Annotated in this window: 14 protein-coding genes; 11 read left to right on the forward strand and 3 right to left on the reverse strand. The window is 65.9% G+C overall.

What is annotated here, in order from left to right; genetic code table 11:
• The first annotated feature begins 456 nt into the window (after nt 1-456).
• From lipB to WEB52_13700, 7 genes are all read left to right on the forward strand, one after another.
• Nucleotides 457-1365 carry a lipoyl(octanoyl) transferase LipB gene (gene lipB, locus WEB52_13670; protein MEX2227486.1) on the forward strand — a complete coding sequence of 303 codons (909 nt, stop codon included), beginning with the start codon at nt 457-459 and terminating at the stop codon, nt 1363-1365.
• Entirely contained in the window at nt 1358-2392 is a 1035-nt protein-coding gene (gene lipA / locus WEB52_13675; protein MEX2227487.1) for a lipoyl synthase, read from the forward strand. The genes lipB and lipA overlap by 8 nt, the downstream gene beginning before the upstream one ends.
• Entirely contained in the window at nt 2385-3776 is a 1392-nt protein-coding gene (gene lpdA / locus WEB52_13680) for a dihydrolipoyl dehydrogenase (GenBank protein ID MEX2227488.1), read from the forward strand. Before lipA ends, lpdA begins: the two co-directional genes overlap by 8 nt.
• Nucleotides 3777-3820: 44 nt before the next feature.
• Nucleotides 3821-4780, forward strand: coding sequence for a pyruvate dehydrogenase (acetyl-transferring) E1 component subunit alpha (gene pdhA / locus WEB52_13685; GenBank protein ID MEX2227489.1), 960 nt, complete (start codon nt 3821-3823; stop codon nt 4778-4780).
• Nucleotides 4780-5751: an alpha-ketoacid dehydrogenase subunit beta gene (locus WEB52_13690; GenBank protein MEX2227490.1), complete on the forward strand. Its 972-nt coding sequence runs from the start codon at nt 4780-4782 to the stop codon at nt 5749-5751. The genes pdhA and WEB52_13690 overlap by 1 nt, the downstream gene beginning before the upstream one ends.
• Nucleotides 5752-5761: 10 nt before the next feature.
• Nucleotides 5762-7126 (forward strand): dihydrolipoamide acetyltransferase family protein, encoded by a 1365-nt coding sequence (locus WEB52_13695; GenBank protein MEX2227491.1) that lies wholly within the window; start codon nt 5762-5764, stop codon nt 7124-7126.
• A 136-nt stretch (nt 7127-7262) separates the two neighbouring features.
• Entirely contained in the window at nt 7263-8216 is a 954-nt protein-coding gene (locus WEB52_13700; protein MEX2227492.1) for a hypothetical protein, read from the forward strand.
• Nucleotides 8217-8391: 175 nt separating this feature from the next.
• On the opposite strand, the gene WEB52_13705 is transcribed toward WEB52_13700, so the two are convergent.
• Both WEB52_13705 and WEB52_13710 read right to left on the reverse strand, forming a co-directional pair.
• Entirely contained in the window at nt 8392-8748 is a 357-nt protein-coding gene (locus tag WEB52_13705; protein MEX2227493.1) for a VOC family protein, read from the reverse strand.
• Between the two features lie 282 nt (nt 8749-9030).
• Nucleotides 9031-9462, reverse strand: a complete 432-nt coding sequence (locus WEB52_13710; protein MEX2227494.1) for a cyclic nucleotide-binding domain-containing protein — start codon at nt 9460-9462, stop codon at nt 9031-9033.
• 359 nt (nt 9463-9821) lie between these two features.
• On the opposite strand from WEB52_13710, the gene WEB52_13715 reads away from it, so the two are divergent.
• The 4 genes from WEB52_13715 (at nt 9822) to WEB52_13730 (ending at nt 14157) form a co-directional block, all read left to right on the forward strand.
• Nucleotides 9822-10298, forward strand: a complete 477-nt coding sequence (locus WEB52_13715) for a hypothetical protein (protein MEX2227495.1) — start codon at nt 9822-9824, stop codon at nt 10296-10298.
• Nucleotides 10299-10358: 60 nt separating this feature from the next.
• A complete protein-coding gene (locus tag WEB52_13720; protein ID MEX2227496.1) occupies nt 10359-10868 on the forward strand; it encodes a hypothetical protein in 510 nt (169 codons plus the stop codon).
• Nucleotides 10865-11518, forward strand: a complete 654-nt coding sequence (locus WEB52_13725; protein ID MEX2227497.1) for a copper resistance CopC family protein — start codon at nt 10865-10867, stop codon at nt 11516-11518. The genes WEB52_13720 and WEB52_13725 overlap by 4 nt, the downstream gene beginning before the upstream one ends.
• A 260-nt stretch (nt 11519-11778) precedes the next feature.
• The gene (locus WEB52_13730; GenBank protein MEX2227498.1) at nt 11779-14157 is read left to right on the forward strand and encodes a CopD family protein; all 2379 of its coding nucleotides are present in this window, start codon (nt 11779-11781) and stop codon (nt 14155-14157) included.
• A gap of 93 nt (nt 14158-14250) precedes the next feature.
• Here the strand turns inward: WEB52_13730 and WEB52_13735 are convergent, their stop codons facing one another.
• Complete coding sequence (locus WEB52_13735) at nt 14251-14463, reverse strand: hypothetical protein (GenBank protein ID MEX2227499.1); 213 nt, start codon at nt 14461-14463, stop codon at nt 14251-14253.
• Between the last annotated feature and the right edge of the window lie 425 nt (nt 14464-14888).

The raw sequence follows: 14888 nt of genomic DNA on the forward strand, positions 1-14888 counted from the left end.
CGTCCCTACGATCCGGTGGTGGCGTTCGGTAGTGTTTGCGATCAGCGTCGCTGGCACGACGTTGCGCGCGGGCGGCCGCGCGCGGACGCGGCTGAAGCTACGTCCCTACGATCCGGTGGTGGCGTTCGGTAGTGTTTGCGATCAGCGTCGCTGGCGCGACGTTGCGCGCGGGCAGCGGCGCGCGGACGCAGCTGAAGCTACGTCCCTACGATCCGGTTGTGACGCTCGGTCGTGTTTGCGATCAGCGTCGCTGGCGCGTCGGGTGGACAGGCGAGGGCGCCTATCCTCCACCTGCGGTGCGCAGACCTCGGTGCGGGTTAACCCTGATCTTCGGGGGTGGGGGAGGAGTGGGGATGCGGCATGTCGCTGTTGCGTGTCCGATATGTCGATGATTCCGGAGGGGCGGAGGGCTTGTGATAAGCTCAATTAACGTCGCCGCTCCGGAAAGATTGGCCGTTGGGAACCCGCTGCACCCTGCTCCGGCCCGGAATCGTCGAGTACCAGGCCGCTTGGCGGCTTCAGCAGCGCATCGTCGACGACGTGCGCGGCGGCGCTGATTCCACTCTCATCCTTCTCGAACATCCACCGACGTACACGCTCGGCGCGCGCGGTAATACGGAGCATCTGCTGCTCGCGCGCGAGGCGTACGCGCGTCGTGGCGCGGCCGTCGTGCAGAGCGACCGCGGCGGCGACGTGACGTTTCACGGACCGGGGCAGATGGTCGGGTACCCGATCATCGATTTGCGGGCTCGGGGCGACGGGCCGCTGCGGTACGTGCAGATGCTGGAAGCGACGCTGATCGACGCGCTGCGCGGCTATGGCATCGACGCGGGACGTCGCGAGGGGGCGCGCGGTGTGTGGGCGGGCGCGTCGAAGATCGCGGCGATCGGCGTGCGGGTGTCGCGCGGCGTGACGATGCACGGGTTCGCGCTGAACGTGAACACGGACCTTTCGTATTTCGCGGACATCGTGCCGTGCGGGATCCGCGATGGCGGCGTGACGTCGATGCGGGAGATCACGGGCGAGACGTTTCACGTCGGCGACGTGATGCGTGATGTGGCGTCGGCGTTCTCGCGGGTGTTTGGGGTCGACTTCGTCGAACAACAGAGAACAGAGAACAGACAACAGAGGGTGGGGAGCGGACAACAGACGACAGAGAACAACAGACAACAGAGGGTGGGGAGCGGACAACAGACGACAGAGAACAACAGACAACAGAGGATCGTTGGCGCGCCTGCGGCGCTTGCGGACGCAGCTGAAGCTACGTCCCTACGATCGGGGGGTGGCGCGCCGGTGCGCGGCGGTGCATTGAGGTCGCGGGCTGAAAGCCCGCGCCACATTCGGGGGGCGGGCGTTGGTGGTTGAGGCGCGGGCGATCGAGCCAAAGCCTTCGTGGTTGAAGGTGCGGTTTCCTGCGGGGGAGCGGTATCAGCATCTGAAGTCGCTGATGCGCGAGCAGAATCTGCACACGGTGTGCGAAGAAGCGAAGTGCCCGAACGTTGGGGAGTGCTGGAACGCGGGCACGGCGACGTTCATGATCCTGGGCGACGTGTGCACGCGATCGTGTGGTTTTTGCGCCGTGACGACGGGGCGGCCGGGCGTCATCGATGCGATGGAGCCGTTCCGGTTGGCGCACACGGTGAAGACGCTCGGCCTGGACTACGTGGTGATCACGTCGGTGAACCGGGACGACATCGAAAACGGCGGCGCCGATATGTTCGCGGCGTGCATCCGGGCGATCCGGCAGAACGATGCGTCGGTGCGCGTCGAGGTGCTGATCCCGGACTTCAAGGGGAACTGGGATGCGCTGGCGACGGTCGTCGAGGCGCGACCGTTCGTGCTGAACCACAACATCGAAACGGCGCCGCGGTTGTATCGATGGGTGCGGCCGCAGGCGCGGTACGAGCGCTCGCTGGAGTTGATCCGGCGCGCGAAGGGCGCAGCTCCGGACATGCTGACGAAGTCAGGCTTCATGGTGGGGCTCGGCGAGAGCGTCGACGAGCTGTTTTGCGTGATGCGGGACTTGCGCGCGCACGGCTGCGACATCGTGACGATCGGGCAGTATCTGCGGCCGACGAAGCAGCATCTGCCGGTCGAGCGGTACTACGACCCGAGCGAGTACGCGCAGTTCGTGGCGTACGGTCGCGAGATCGGGCTGCGGCACGTCGAGGCGGGGCCGCTGGTGCGGTCGTCGTATCACGCGGAGAAGCAGTCGATGGAACCTCACCCCCTGGCCCCCTCTCCGTCAAGCGGAGACGGGGGACGTGGTGTGGTGGGTAGGCACGCGGTTGATGCGCGGTCTCCCGAAGAACGTGGTCCCGGGGGTTATCCGCAGATGGGGCAGATGGGACAGATAGATTTCATTCCGTTGGAGTCGGTTGATCGTGAGTAAGTACGACATCGCGATCATTGGCGGGGGGCCGGGCGGGTACGTCGCGGCGATACGGGCGGCGCAGCTTGGCAAGAAGGTCGTGCTGGTCGAGCGGGAGCGCGTCGGCGGGCTGTGCCTTAACTGGGGCTGCATTCCGAGCAAGGCGCTGTTGTGGAACGCCGAGGTTGTGAACCTTGTGCGCGACGCCGAGACATACGGCATCGCGTTTGAGAACGTGACGTTCGACATGGGCAAGGCGATCGACCGCAGCCGGCAGATCGTCGAGCAGATGGTGAAGGGCGTGGAGTTTTTGCTGGGCAAGAACGGCGTGACGACGATCACGGGCGATGCGTCGTTCGCGGGCGCGAAGCAACTGCGCGTGCGCGGGATGGACGAAGCGATCGATGCTGAGGCCGCGATCATCGCGACGGGGGCGCGGCCGCGGATGCTGCCGGGGCTGGCGACGGACGGCGAGACGATCATCGGCAGCCGCGAGGCGCTGGCGCTGAAGGAACGTCCGGAGAGCGTGGTGATCGTCGGGGGCGGGCCGATCGGGGTGGAGTTCGCGCAGTTCTGGCGCGCGTATGGCGTCGACATCACGATCCTGGAGGCGCTCGACCATCTGCTGCCGCTCGAAGACGAGGAGATCAGCGTGCAACTCGAGCGCGCGTACAAGAAGCAGGGCATCAAGTTCGTGACGGGCGCGCAGGTCGCGGGGGCGACGGCTTCGAACGGGCGCGCGACGGTGCGGTTCACGGCAAAGGGCAAGGAGCAAGAGCTGGACGCGGACAAGGTGCTCGTCGGCATCGGGTTTGAGGCGAACGTCGAGACGCTGGCGCTGGAGCGCGCGGGCGTCGAGACGGAGCGCTCGTGGGTAAAGACGGACGACCGGTTGCAGACGACGGCGGACGGTGTGTACGCGATCGGCGACGTGACGGGCATCATGAACATGGCGCACGTGGCGTCGGCGCAGGGGGTGATGGTCGTCGAGCGGCTGGCGGGCGTCGAGTCGCCGGCGCTGGAGTACCGGAAGCTGCCGCGCGCGACGTTTTCGCAGCCGGAGGTGGGGAGCGCGGGGCTGACGGAGCAGCAGGCGCGCGACGAGGGGTTCGAGATCAAGGTAGGGAAGTTTCCGATGCGCGCGAATGGCCGTGCGAAGGCGATCAACATGCAGGACGGCCTCGTGAAGATCGTCGCGGACGCGCGGACGGGCGAGACGCTGGGCATCCACATCATCGGGCCGCTGGCGTCGGAGATGCTGGGCGAAGCTACGCTGGGCATGACGCTGGAAGCGACGCCGAAAGAACTGGGGTGGACGGTGGCGCAACACCCGACACTTGCCGAAACAGTGAAGGAAGCAGCGCTCGCCGTCGATGGCGAGGCGATCCACTTCTGGACGGAATAGATATGGTACGAACGTCGAACCTGAGGACGATCGAGAGAGCAGGCGTGAAGACCGATCGCGCGAAGCTGCTGCAGACGATGCTGACGATCCGTCGCTTCGAAGAGAAGGCGGCGGAGATGTACGCGCGCGGCAAGATCCACGGATTCCTGCACCTGTACATCGGGCAGGAGGCGGTGGCGACGGGCGCGATCGCGGCGCTGCATGACGACGACTACCTGGTCACGCACTATCGCGAGCACGGACATGCGCTGGCGCGCGGGCTCGACCCGAACCGCGTCATGGCGGAACTGTTCGGGAAGGCGACGGGCGTGACGGGGGGCCGGGGCGGTTCGATGCATCTCTTCGACGTGGCGAAGTCGTTCATGGGCGGCTACGCGATCGTGGCGGGGCACATGCCGCTAGCGTGCGGGCTGGCGCTCGCGGAGCAGTACAAGGGTACGGACCGGATCGCCGTAAACTTCATCGGGGACGGTGCTGTAAACGAAGGCGAGTTCCACGAAGCGCTGAACCTGGCATCGGTATGGAAGTTGCCGGTGCTGTTCATCGTCGAGAACAACCTGTACGGCATGGGCACGGACATACGTCGCGTGTCGGCGGTGACGGAGATCTACAAGCGCGCGGAGGCCTACGCGATGCACGCGGTGCAGGTCGACGGCATGGACGTGAACGCGATGTTTGATGCGACGGCGCGGATCGCGGAGCGCGTGCGGTCGGGCGGCGGACCGGCGTTCCTGGAGGCGATCTGCTATCGCTTCCGCGGCCACTCTATGTCCGACCCCGAGTTCTACCGTCACAAGGATGAAGTGGAGCATTGGCGGCGCCTGGACCCGATCGCGCGGCTGAAGAGCCAGATGCTCTCCGACGGCGCGCTTTCGGACGAGGAGTTCGACCGGATGCAGCAGACCGCGGAGGAGATCGCGAGCGAGGCAGCGCGCTTCGCGGAGGAAAGCCCGGAGCCAGCGCTCGAGACGTTGCACGACCACGTCTACAAGGAGCGCGCGTAATGGCCGTCGTGACGTATCGCGAGGCACTGCGACAGGCGCTGCGCTATCAGCTCCAGAACGACGAGCGCGTGTTCCTGATGGGCGAAGACATCGGCGCGTACGGGGGATCGTATGCCGTCACTAAGGGGTTCTTGGAAGAGTTCGGCGACAAGCGCGTGAAGGACACGCCGATCGCGGAGTCGGTGGTCGTCGGGGCGGGGATCGGCGCGGCGATGGCCGGCCTGAAGCCGATGGTCGAGCTGATGACGATCAACTTCAGCCTGTTGGCGATCGACCAGATCGTGAACAACGCATCGAAGCTGCATTACATGTCGAACGGGCAGGTCAACGTGCCGATCGTGATCCGGATGGCGGGCGGCGCGGGGAGTCAGCTCGGCGCGCAGCACTCGCACAGCCTGGAAAGTTGGTTCGCACACGTGCCGGGGATCAAAGTCGTCGTGCCGGCGACGCCGTACGACGCGAAGGGGCTGCTGATGACGGCGTTCGACGACGAGAATCCCGTCATCTTCATCGAGCATACGGCGCTGTACGCGTCGAAGGGTGAAGTGCCGGAGGAGGCGTACCGCGTGCCGTTCGGGAAGGCGGAGCTGCACCGCGAAGGGCGCGACGTGACGCTGATCGGATATTCGGGAAGCGTACACCAGGCGTCGCGGGCGGCGGAGGACCTGGCGAAGGAGGGCATCGAAGCAGAGGTGTTGAATCTTCGGACGCTGCGCCCGCTCGACGTCGACGGCATTTTGGCGTCGGTGCGGAAGACGCACCGGGCGATCATCGTAGAAGACGACTGGAAATTCGGCGGCTTCGCGGGGGAGATCGCGGCGATCGTGCAGGAGCAGGCGTTCGACGACCTGGACGCGCCAGTGATGCGCTGCTCGGGGCATGACATCCCGATGCCGTACTCAGGGAAGTTGGAGCAGGCGGCGTTGCCGCAGGAACACGAGATCGTCGAGTTGGCGAAGAGCCTGGTGTAGGAGGCCAAGGATGGTTTCCGAAGTCGTCATGCCGCAGATGGGCGCCGATATGACCGAGGGCACGCTGCTGCGCTGGCTCAAGGAAGAGGGCGACAGCGTCGAACGCGGCGAAGTGATCGCCGAGATCGAGACGGACAAGGCAAACATCGAGATCGAGGCGTTCGAGAGCGGCGTCTTCCGCAAGGCGCTCGCGTCCGAAGGCGACGTGGTGCAGGTAGGCGAAGTGATCGCCGTCGTCGCCGGATCAGATGACGACATCTCGAAGTACGACGGCGCAGCGGCGGGCGCGATCAAGCAGCCGATCGCGACGGCATCGGCGGCGGCGGAGCGGCGGCCCGACGGGGCGCTGGCTGCCCCTTCGGAGGCGGCGACGACTTCCGCAGAGATGCCGGAGCGGGCGCCGGAGCCTGCACCGCCGGCAGAGGTACAGCAGCCGCAGCCTTCGGTCAGCGAAGCGGCGCCGCGACCGACGAACGGGCGCGTGAAAGCGTCGCCGCTGGCGAAGCGGATCGCCGACGAGCGGGGCGTGGACCTAGGGAGCGTGCGCGGCACCGGGCCCGGCGGGCGCATCGTGAAGAAGGACGTCGAGCAGGCAACGACCGGCGCGCCGGCACCGGCTCCGCAACCGGCGGCTGCGCAGCCCGCAGCGCGTGCCGTCGAGCGTCCGGCTGCCGCGGCGGCGTCACCCGCAGCGGCGGCGCCCATCGAAATGTCGAAGATGCGGCAGACGATCGCGCGGCGGATGTCGCAGAGCAAGCGGGAAGCGCCGCACTACTACCTGCTCGTCGACATCGACATGACGGACGCGATGGCGCTGCGGAAGCAGATCAACGAATCGACGACCGAAGACGAGCGCGTGAGCGTCAACGACCTGATCGTGCGGGCGTGCGGCATCGCGTTGCAGCGCCATCCGGCGTTCAACGTGACCGTCGACGGCGAGCAATATGTGCGACAACCTCTGCAAAACGTGTGCATCGCGATCGCCCTGGACGACGGGCTGATCGCGCCGGCGATCATCGATGCAGGCAACAAGCGGCTGCCGGCGATCGCGCGCGAGTCGAAGGACCTGGTCGAGCGGACGAAGGGCGGCGCGCTGAAGGTCGAAGAAGTGACGCAGGGGACGTTTTCGATCACGAACCTCGGCGCGTACGGCATCGAGACGCTGGTCGGCATCATTCAGCCGCCGCAGACGGCGATCCTGGGCGTGGGGACGGTGATGGAGCAGCCAGCGGTGCGCGGCGCGCAGGTCGTCGTGCGGCAGATGATGAAGGTGGCGCTGGCGGCGGACCATCGCGTGACGGACGGCGCGCAGGGGGCGCGGTTCCTGGGGGAGATCAAGGGGCTGTTGGAGAAGCCGGTTTCGCTTATCGTCTGACGGTTAGGTGCGAGTGTTCAGTTCGGGGTCGCTGCCCAGCTAGAGCAGTGGTTTCCTAAGGGGCACGGGCAATGCGTTGTGCGCCTGACTCGCGCCTGGCACCGTACTCGCACAAGTTATCCTGTCGACACGTACCATGGACATTGTTAACCCCGGCGAGAACAGGCTACCCGAGGGGATGACCGAGGCCGACCTCCGCGATGCGGTGGTCCGTTCCGGGTTTCCATTGCAGTCTCGTCTCGCGAATGCGCTTCGAACGTCGACAGAGAACTTTTTCGTGCAAGACGAATACGGTTACATCGATGCCGATCTCGGCGCACCAACCATACGCACGATCGATTTACTGGTCGACCTCGACCTCCACCCCGGCAGCCACGGGCCCGAAGTGCACCCGGAACTCGCTATGCTCATTGAATGTAAGCGCTCCACCCTGCCGTTCGTCTTTTTCGCGGCAGATGAGAAACTCTGGATTCCCAACTTTCCTATCATCGCGGGCCTTCCGTATCCCTTCTTCGACCTACGGACGCCCGAGGGCCACACGCCTGTGCGGCCTGCACAAGCATTGCGCATAGACCAGCACCCATTTGCCGGCCATGTGCCAGCCAACGCTTACTCTTTCAGTCGCGCGGCGCGATCATCGAAACTTGAACTCACCGGTGCGGATGCGTACCAATCAGTCACGCTTCCACTCCTCAAGGCGGCGGACTACTTCGTTACGTGCGAGCGACCTAATCGGCCCCCCTACACGCTAACCATAGTTCTCCCCGTGGCCGTGCTGGACGCACCGATGCTTGTTTTCCAGTCCACAAACGACGAAGAGCGCCTCTTCGCGTGCCCATGGGTCCGAGTCGCGCGTCACTCTCCCGCAGCGCCGAACGTACTCCATAGGTCGCAACTGTATGCCATTGACGTTGTTCACTATGCGTTCTTCGACACCTACCTTTACCGTCATGTGCTCCCATTCGCGCGCCACGCGGCAGATCTCACTCTGCAACATCAAGCTGAGTTGCTCGCCGGGCGTGGCGCGATCGACGTGCCCATCGATCGTGGTCACATTGCCGCGCACGCCAAGCTACGACCAGTGCCCTAGAGGCCTGCGCTCGCCGCTGGGCAAGAAGGTCGCTGATCCTCTTCGAGTCCATCGACCTTTCGGTCGTCGAGCTTGAGCGCGAGTACCCGCGTGTCAAGGGGCAATCGCAACGGCACGACGTGCGCCCGCGGTGGCGGAGCTAAAGCTACGCAGCTACACCCCTACTCGCCACCACTCACTGCTGCACGAGCGTAACGGGGTTGCCTTCGGGATCGGTGATGCCGGCGATCGTGGGGCCGCCGGGGACGTCGAAGGGTTCCTGGGTGACAGCGCCGCCGAGTTCCTTCGCGCGATCCATCGATGCGCGGAGGTCGAGCACCTGGATGTAGAGCGAGAACCCGGATGTTTCGCGCGCCATGATGTGGCCGGTGAATCCTTCAGGGTCGGGGGCGCCGACGCCGGCGGGGATGCTCATGATCGGGCCGTCGCCGATGTTCCAGTTGAACATTTTCGCGTAGAAGTCGCGTTGCTGGTCGGGGTTCTTCGCGCGGATCTCCCAGTGAACGACGGGTCGCGCCCAGTCTTCTGCCATGTGGTCGCTCCTCTCTTGTCTCGTTGTTCATGGTACGGCACGCACGGGTGGGGCGGGTGGTCAGCGGTCAGCGGTCAGCGGTCAGCGGTCAGCGGTCAGCGGTCAGCGGCGAGAGTATCGCGCCGGTACGCGTGCCTGTTCGAGCGGCTAGTGCGCGGCGCCGCGCGGGCTTTCAGCCCGCGCTCGATCATGGGAAACCTCCTCGGTCGAGGGAGTCGCGCTCCGCGGTGCGTTGCTCGGCGGGATGCTTCGCTGCGGTCAGAATGACGTGATGCGCGAAGGTTACATGCTTTCGAGCTTGGCGTTGGCCTGGCGGAGGCGGCGGCTGAGGATCGGCAGCATGGCGACGGCGATGTGGGGGTTGGTGCGCAACTCGGCGACGAAGTCCCAGCGCGACAGCACGAGACATTCGGTGTCGTCGATGGCTTTGACGGTGGCATCGCGCGGGAGGCCATCGAGGAGCGCCATTTCGCCGAAGACGTTGCCGGCGCCGAACTCCGCAAGCGCCTTGCCGTTTTTGCTCTTGCCGGCGCGAGAGACGGCGACGCGGCCCTTGCTGATCATGAAGAACGCGACGGCCTGCTCACCCTCCTTGACGATGGTTTCGCCCTTCTTGTACTTCCGCTCGACGACGGCGCGGCCGAGGCGGGCGAGATCCTTGCGGCTCAGGGTTTCAAACAGCGGCACCTTGCCGAGCGCATCTTCGTGAGGCATGTAATCACTCCTCCTCATGAGGGCGACTTCCGACCGGGGCGGAAGGATGGGCCAATTCTACGTTTGAGGCTCCCCGGCGGCAAGATGGCTGACGCTTCCGTGCTTCTCGTAGTGCCTCATCCAGCGCAACCGCTGTTTCGCCTTCTTGCCCAGCTCCGGGCTAAGCCGGCTCGGGGCCGTCGTCCCGCGGGCCCAGTTCGTGGCACCGTTTCGCATGCCCACCATGACCACCTCCCGGGGGCGTTGTACGCCACCGCTCGGTGTAACGCAGGTATCTGAACTTCTTCAGATGGGGACCATTCGGCTGGTAAGCCGCGCGGCGCCCGGCGGATATACTCGGGGCGAGGAGATGGCGTCTTATGCCGGCCTACCTGCCGCTGCTGCACGTCGCGGAGACCGTCGTACGGGTGACGGTGCTGGATGGACGCTTCCTCGCGGCGGGCGCGCTGATGCTGGCGCTGGCGATCGCGCTGATCTGGTCACCGCGGCGTGGGGACCACATCTCGCTACGGCGCCGCGATGCCCGCGCGGCAGGGCGGGCGGCGATCGTGGTGCTCGTGTTCCTGGCCGTATTGCCATCGGTCGTGCCGTACGACCACCTGCTGGTGCCGGCGAACGCAGGCCATGAAGACGTACACGCGACGCATTGCCACGGCGCTCCGGGTGAATGCGCGGACGCGCCGATCCCGGCGGGCCCGGGGCAGATGTTCGGGAGCGTGCCGCTAATCGCCGTGCCGGCGATGTTGTCGCTGCTGCTGTTGATCGCCGTCGTACCGCTCGTCGGGACCACGCGACGGCCGGAACTACGCCCGCCTCTTCGCGTCGCATCGATCTAGCCCAACGATCGACAGATTTGCGATGCGCGGGAGGACCTCACTTTGTCACGGATAAGGAACGTGCTGCTTGCGGCCGCGCTGATCGGCGCGCTCGGCCTGTTCGCGGCGGCATGCGACGATGACGCAGAGACGCAGAACAACGCACAGCAGTCAGACGTAGATACGCTGACAGCGCGCATCCAGCGCAACGAGATGCGGGAGGCGGTGCTCACGCTGGGGACGTTGAACCTGCACGGCATGGACACGGCACTCAACGAGACCAGCAAGATCGACGCGTCGTATTCGCGGAATACGACGACGGCGCTGCGCGTGCTCGCGACGACCTATTGGGGCCCGCACCAGGAGGATGCCGAGGCGGTGCGCGAGGCGGGCATCGACCTGCTGGCGGCGCTGCACGATGAGGACGCCGACGCGGCGAAGCCGGCAGCGACGGCGTTGCACGATACGGAGCACGATCTGAGTACGGCGGTATGGGCCGAACTCCTCGGCGACTTGCCGCCGGAAGAAGGCGGCGTCGAAGAGCACAGTGACGAGGGCGGCGAAACGCCGGCAGCCGGAGCGACGCCGTGAGGACGCCTCTCGCGATCGCGGCTGTTGTGCTCGCAGTTGTTGCCGTGCTGTCGCATGGCGGCGGTGTCGCGGGTGCGCATGCGCGGCTCGATGAGTCAACGCCGGCGGTGGGCGAGGTCGTAGAGACGTCTCCGTCCAGCGTTTCGATCACGTTCACGCAGGATGTACAGAAGATCGGCGGCACGTATGGCATCGACGTATCCGATGGCGGGGGTGCCGAGGTGACGGTCGCGGACGCGTTGCTGAGCGACGACGACCGCCGGATCTTGACGGTCGAATTGCCGGCGAGCCTGCCGGTCGGGCGCTACGTCGTCGAGTACAAGAACGTTTCGGACGCCGACGGCGATCCGTGGGACGGCGCGTACGCGTTTTACGTCGGGCGGGAGCCGACGGCGGAGGAGCTGGCGGCGGACGAGGCGCTGATCGGCGAGGAAGAGAATGCGACGGCGACCGCCGAGGCGGCGAGCACGCCGGACGTGGACGGGACGGCGACGCGCGAGGCTGACCCGACGACGGGCGTCCCGATCGACCAAGATTTCGACGATGACAACGGCGGCGCGATCACGCTGGTGCTGGTGATCGGGGCGATCGTGCTGATCGCGGTGCTGGTGACGGTTGGGTTTTTCGTGTACTCGCGGCGGACGACGTAGGGCTGGTGGTTGGTTGCTGGTCGTTGGTTACTGGTGGGTGGTTGTCGGTGTTCGTAGTGCGGGCGTGTTAATGACGGGATTCTTCGCTGCGCTCAGCGTGACGGGTGGCGTTGCATGACTCGGGTGCGTTGCACGGCGAGATTCTTCGCTGCGCTCAGAATGACGCGTTTGCGCGGCGTGACGGGGCGGTTGTGCGGTTTATGACGGGATTCTTCGCTTTGCTCAGAATGACGCGTTTGCGGCCGCTCGGGATGACGCGTATGCGCGGGCTGACGCGCGTCACGGCGATTACGCTTGCCGGGATGGTCGTGGCGGCGGCGTTTTTGCCGTTGCTGGCGCGGGAAGCATCGGCGCATGCGGCGCTGGTGCGGGCGAACCCGGCGAATAACGAGAGTGTGCGGCGGGCGCCGACGCGCGTCGTGCTGAACTTCAGTGAGCCACTCGAGCGCGAACTGACGGAGATCAAGGTCTTCAGCCAGGACGGCGAGCAGGTCGACGACGGCGAGACCGCGTTCGACGACAACGATCGAGCGTTCGCATCGGTCGGGTTGGAACCGCTGGATCCGGGGTTGTACTCGGTGGAGTGGAGCAACGTCTCGACCGTCGACGGGCACAACCTGACGGGGCGGTACCCGTTCATCGTGCTCAATCCGGACGGCAGCACGCCGGAGGGGGCGTCGTTCGACGATTACCAGGGCGGGACGACGGGCGGCGAGCTGCTGCCGAAGAACATCGATTCCGCGCTGAAGTGGATCGCGATGTTGTCGCTGGCGGTGGTGGCGGGCGCGGCGTTTTTCCTCGTCGCCGTGCTGCGGCCGGCGGCGTCGTTTCTGGAGAGTGACGCCTACGAGCGCCTGAACGACGCGGGTGAGCGCTGGGTCGTGACGCTCGCGCACGTGCTGTTGCCGGCGTCGTTCATCGCGTCGGCGTTCCTGGTGTTGCTGACGTGGAACCGGCTGAACACCGATACGGGCCTGTGGACGTACCTGACGAGCGTGCGCACGGGCGAGTACCGGCTTGCGGGGTTGGTCCTGGTGCTGGTGGCGCTTGCGGGCGCGGACCTGCTGTACCTGGGCGGATCGACGAAGAAGCGGCTGGCCGGCGTCGGCGTGCTGGTCGTCGCGTGTTTGTGCGCGATGCTGACGTACTCGATGGTGAGCCACAGCGCGACGGGCACGGGGAAGTTCTGGTCGGCGTCGTCGGACTTCGTACACTTTGCGGCATCGGCAGCGTGGTTGGGCGCGCTGGTGATGCTGCCGCCGTTGCTGCGCTGGCGCCGGCGCCAGATGCCGGAGCAAGAAGGCTTTCTGTACCTGGCGAACGCGTTCGACCGCTTCTCCGTGGTGGCGGGGCTGAGCGTGGCGGCGGTGCTTTCGACGGGGCTGTTCAACGGCCTGACGGAACTGCCGCGATGGAGCGCATTCGTCGATACGACGTACGGGCGCGTGCTGCTCGCGAAGCTGATCCTTGTCGCGCCGGTGCTGGCGATCGCCGGGCTGAACGCGTACGTGCTGAAGCCGCGGCTCGTCGCGACGATCGACGGGTTGTACCAGCAGGGCGGCGAGCGCGCGGACGACGACCGTTCGACGTGGCGGCGACATCTATCGTGGCTGCAGCGCTGGCTGCCGCGCACGATCGCCGTCGAGATCGCGCTGATCGTGGCGGTGTTCGCTTCGGTGGCGGTGCTGACGCAGACATCGACGGCGCGCGGCCAGTTGGCGGCGGAGGCGGCGGCCGATGCGACGAGCCAGGCGTTCGAGCAGACATCGAACGTCGCGGACGGGCTGCAGATGACGCTCGAGGTGACGCCGAACCGCGTCGGGCTGAACGAATACACGCTGACGGTCAGCGACGAGCAGGGGACGCCCGTCGACACGATCACGCAGGCGCGGCTGCGCTTCCAGTACGAAGATCTGCCGGACGCGATCGCGCCATCGGAGTTGGCGCTCACCGAGTTCGCGCCGGGGAGCTTCCAGGGCAATGGCGCGTACTTCACGCAGCCGGGCAATTGGCGCGTCGAAGCGGGGCTGCGGCGCAGCGACGGCGACGACATCGCGCGGAGTTACGTGCTGCCGGTGCTGCGCGCGGACGCGCTGCCGAACGTGGACGATGGCGGGGCGTTCGACCTGCCGTTCACGTCGTTCACGTGGAACGAGGTGGGCGGCGCGTTCCTCATCCTGTTCGGGCTGCTGGTGTTCATGTATCGCAAGCAATTGCAGATGCTGGCGCAGCCGGCGTACCGAGCGAGCCTGACGCTCGGCGCGGTGATGCTCGTCGCGGGCGGCGTGCTGGCGTTCGGGGTACACACGCATTCGGAGGCGCAGGACGCGCGCGCGGGGAATCCGATCGCGCCGACGGAGGAGTCGGTGGGGCGCGGGCGCGAGCTGTTCCAGCAGAACTGCATCGTCTGCCATGGCGTCGACGGGCGCGGCGACGGGCCGCAGGCGGCGGACCTCAACCCGGCGCCGACGGACTTCCGGCTGCACCTGCCGTTGCACACGGATCCGCAGTTCTACGCGTTCATCGCAGACGGCTATCGGGGCTCGGCGATGCCGGCGTTCGGGGAGGCGTTTTCGGAGGAGGACATCTGGAATTTGGTGAATTTCCTGCGGACGTTTGGGGAGACTGCTTCGCAGTAGTTGCCAGTTTTCAGTTTTAAGTTTTAAGTTGGGTTTGTGGTTGTCAACCGGCTGTCGGCTGCGGGGCGTAAGCCGGCGTCTCTAGCCGGTCGCTCACTCCGGGTACCGGCGTAGGTGCTCCAGGACGGCGAGGAACGTCGCTTCATCGATCAGCGAGTTCGGCTGCGCAGCCGTCGGAGTCAGCGGGATCACCGCACCGGTACGCGCCTCTACGACCGTGCCGCCATAATCGATGATCAGAAACTGCGAAGAAATCGGGTGGAACGAGCCGTGGTAGGTGCGCAATTCAGCGCGACGCCCACCCACGACTACTGTCTTCGACTCGACTGGTGGATCTGAACCGGCTGCACGCTTGCTTTCAATGAGGTCCCATGCCCCTCGGCTGTACATGACGATCTTCAGACCAACGCAACAGAACCCCCGTTCGGCTAGGTAGTCCACCCCAAGTCCGCCACCCTCCACATCATCCCCAAAGCGGGCGACGCTCGGACCGAGAAACCTCACACCATCGACGCCGAACTCACGCCCCAACCAGTAGATGTCGTAGTTACGGTCGGAGGCAACAGCCGTCTAAAAATTGTCTAAGCCTTCGCCTTCTACTGATTCTTCGGGAGTGGGCGTAGTCGCGCAGGCATCGTGGGAGGCGGAGCTGGCGGCCATTTACACCGGCTATGGCTGCCGCCTACACTTTCAATACCTCTGGCTCACGTCGGAGTCGCCCCGGGCAGGGT

The sequence above is a fragment of the Dehalococcoidia bacterium genome (assembly GCA_040902535.1).
Taxonomy (GTDB): domain Bacteria; phylum Chloroflexota; class Dehalococcoidia; order DSTF01; family JACRBR01; genus JBBDXD01.

Excerpts from the sequence above, each read along its gene's own strand:
- WEB52_13690 (MEX2227490.1), top strand. The coding sequence starts at position 4,780 with ATGGCCGTCGTGACGTATCGCGAGGCACTGCGACAGGCGCTGCGCTAT.
- WEB52_13695 (MEX2227491.1), top strand. The coding sequence starts at position 5,762 with ATGGTTTCCGAAGTCGTCATGCCGCAGATGGGCGCCGATATGACCGAG.
- WEB52_13700 (MEX2227492.1), top strand. The coding sequence starts at position 7,263 with ATGGACATTGTTAACCCCGGCGAGAACAGGCTACCCGAGGGGATGACC.
- WEB52_13705 (MEX2227493.1), bottom strand. The coding sequence starts at position 8,748 with ATGGCAGAAGACTGGGCGCGACCCGTCGTTCACTGGGAGATCCGCGCG.
- WEB52_13710 (MEX2227494.1), bottom strand. The coding sequence starts at position 9,462 with ATGCCTCACGAAGATGCGCTCGGCAAGGTGCCGCTGTTTGAAACCCTG.
- WEB52_13715 (MEX2227495.1), top strand. The coding sequence starts at position 9,822 with ATGCCGGCCTACCTGCCGCTGCTGCACGTCGCGGAGACCGTCGTACGG.
- WEB52_13730 (MEX2227498.1), top strand. The coding sequence starts at position 11,779 with ATGCGCGGGCTGACGCGCGTCACGGCGATTACGCTTGCCGGGATGGTC.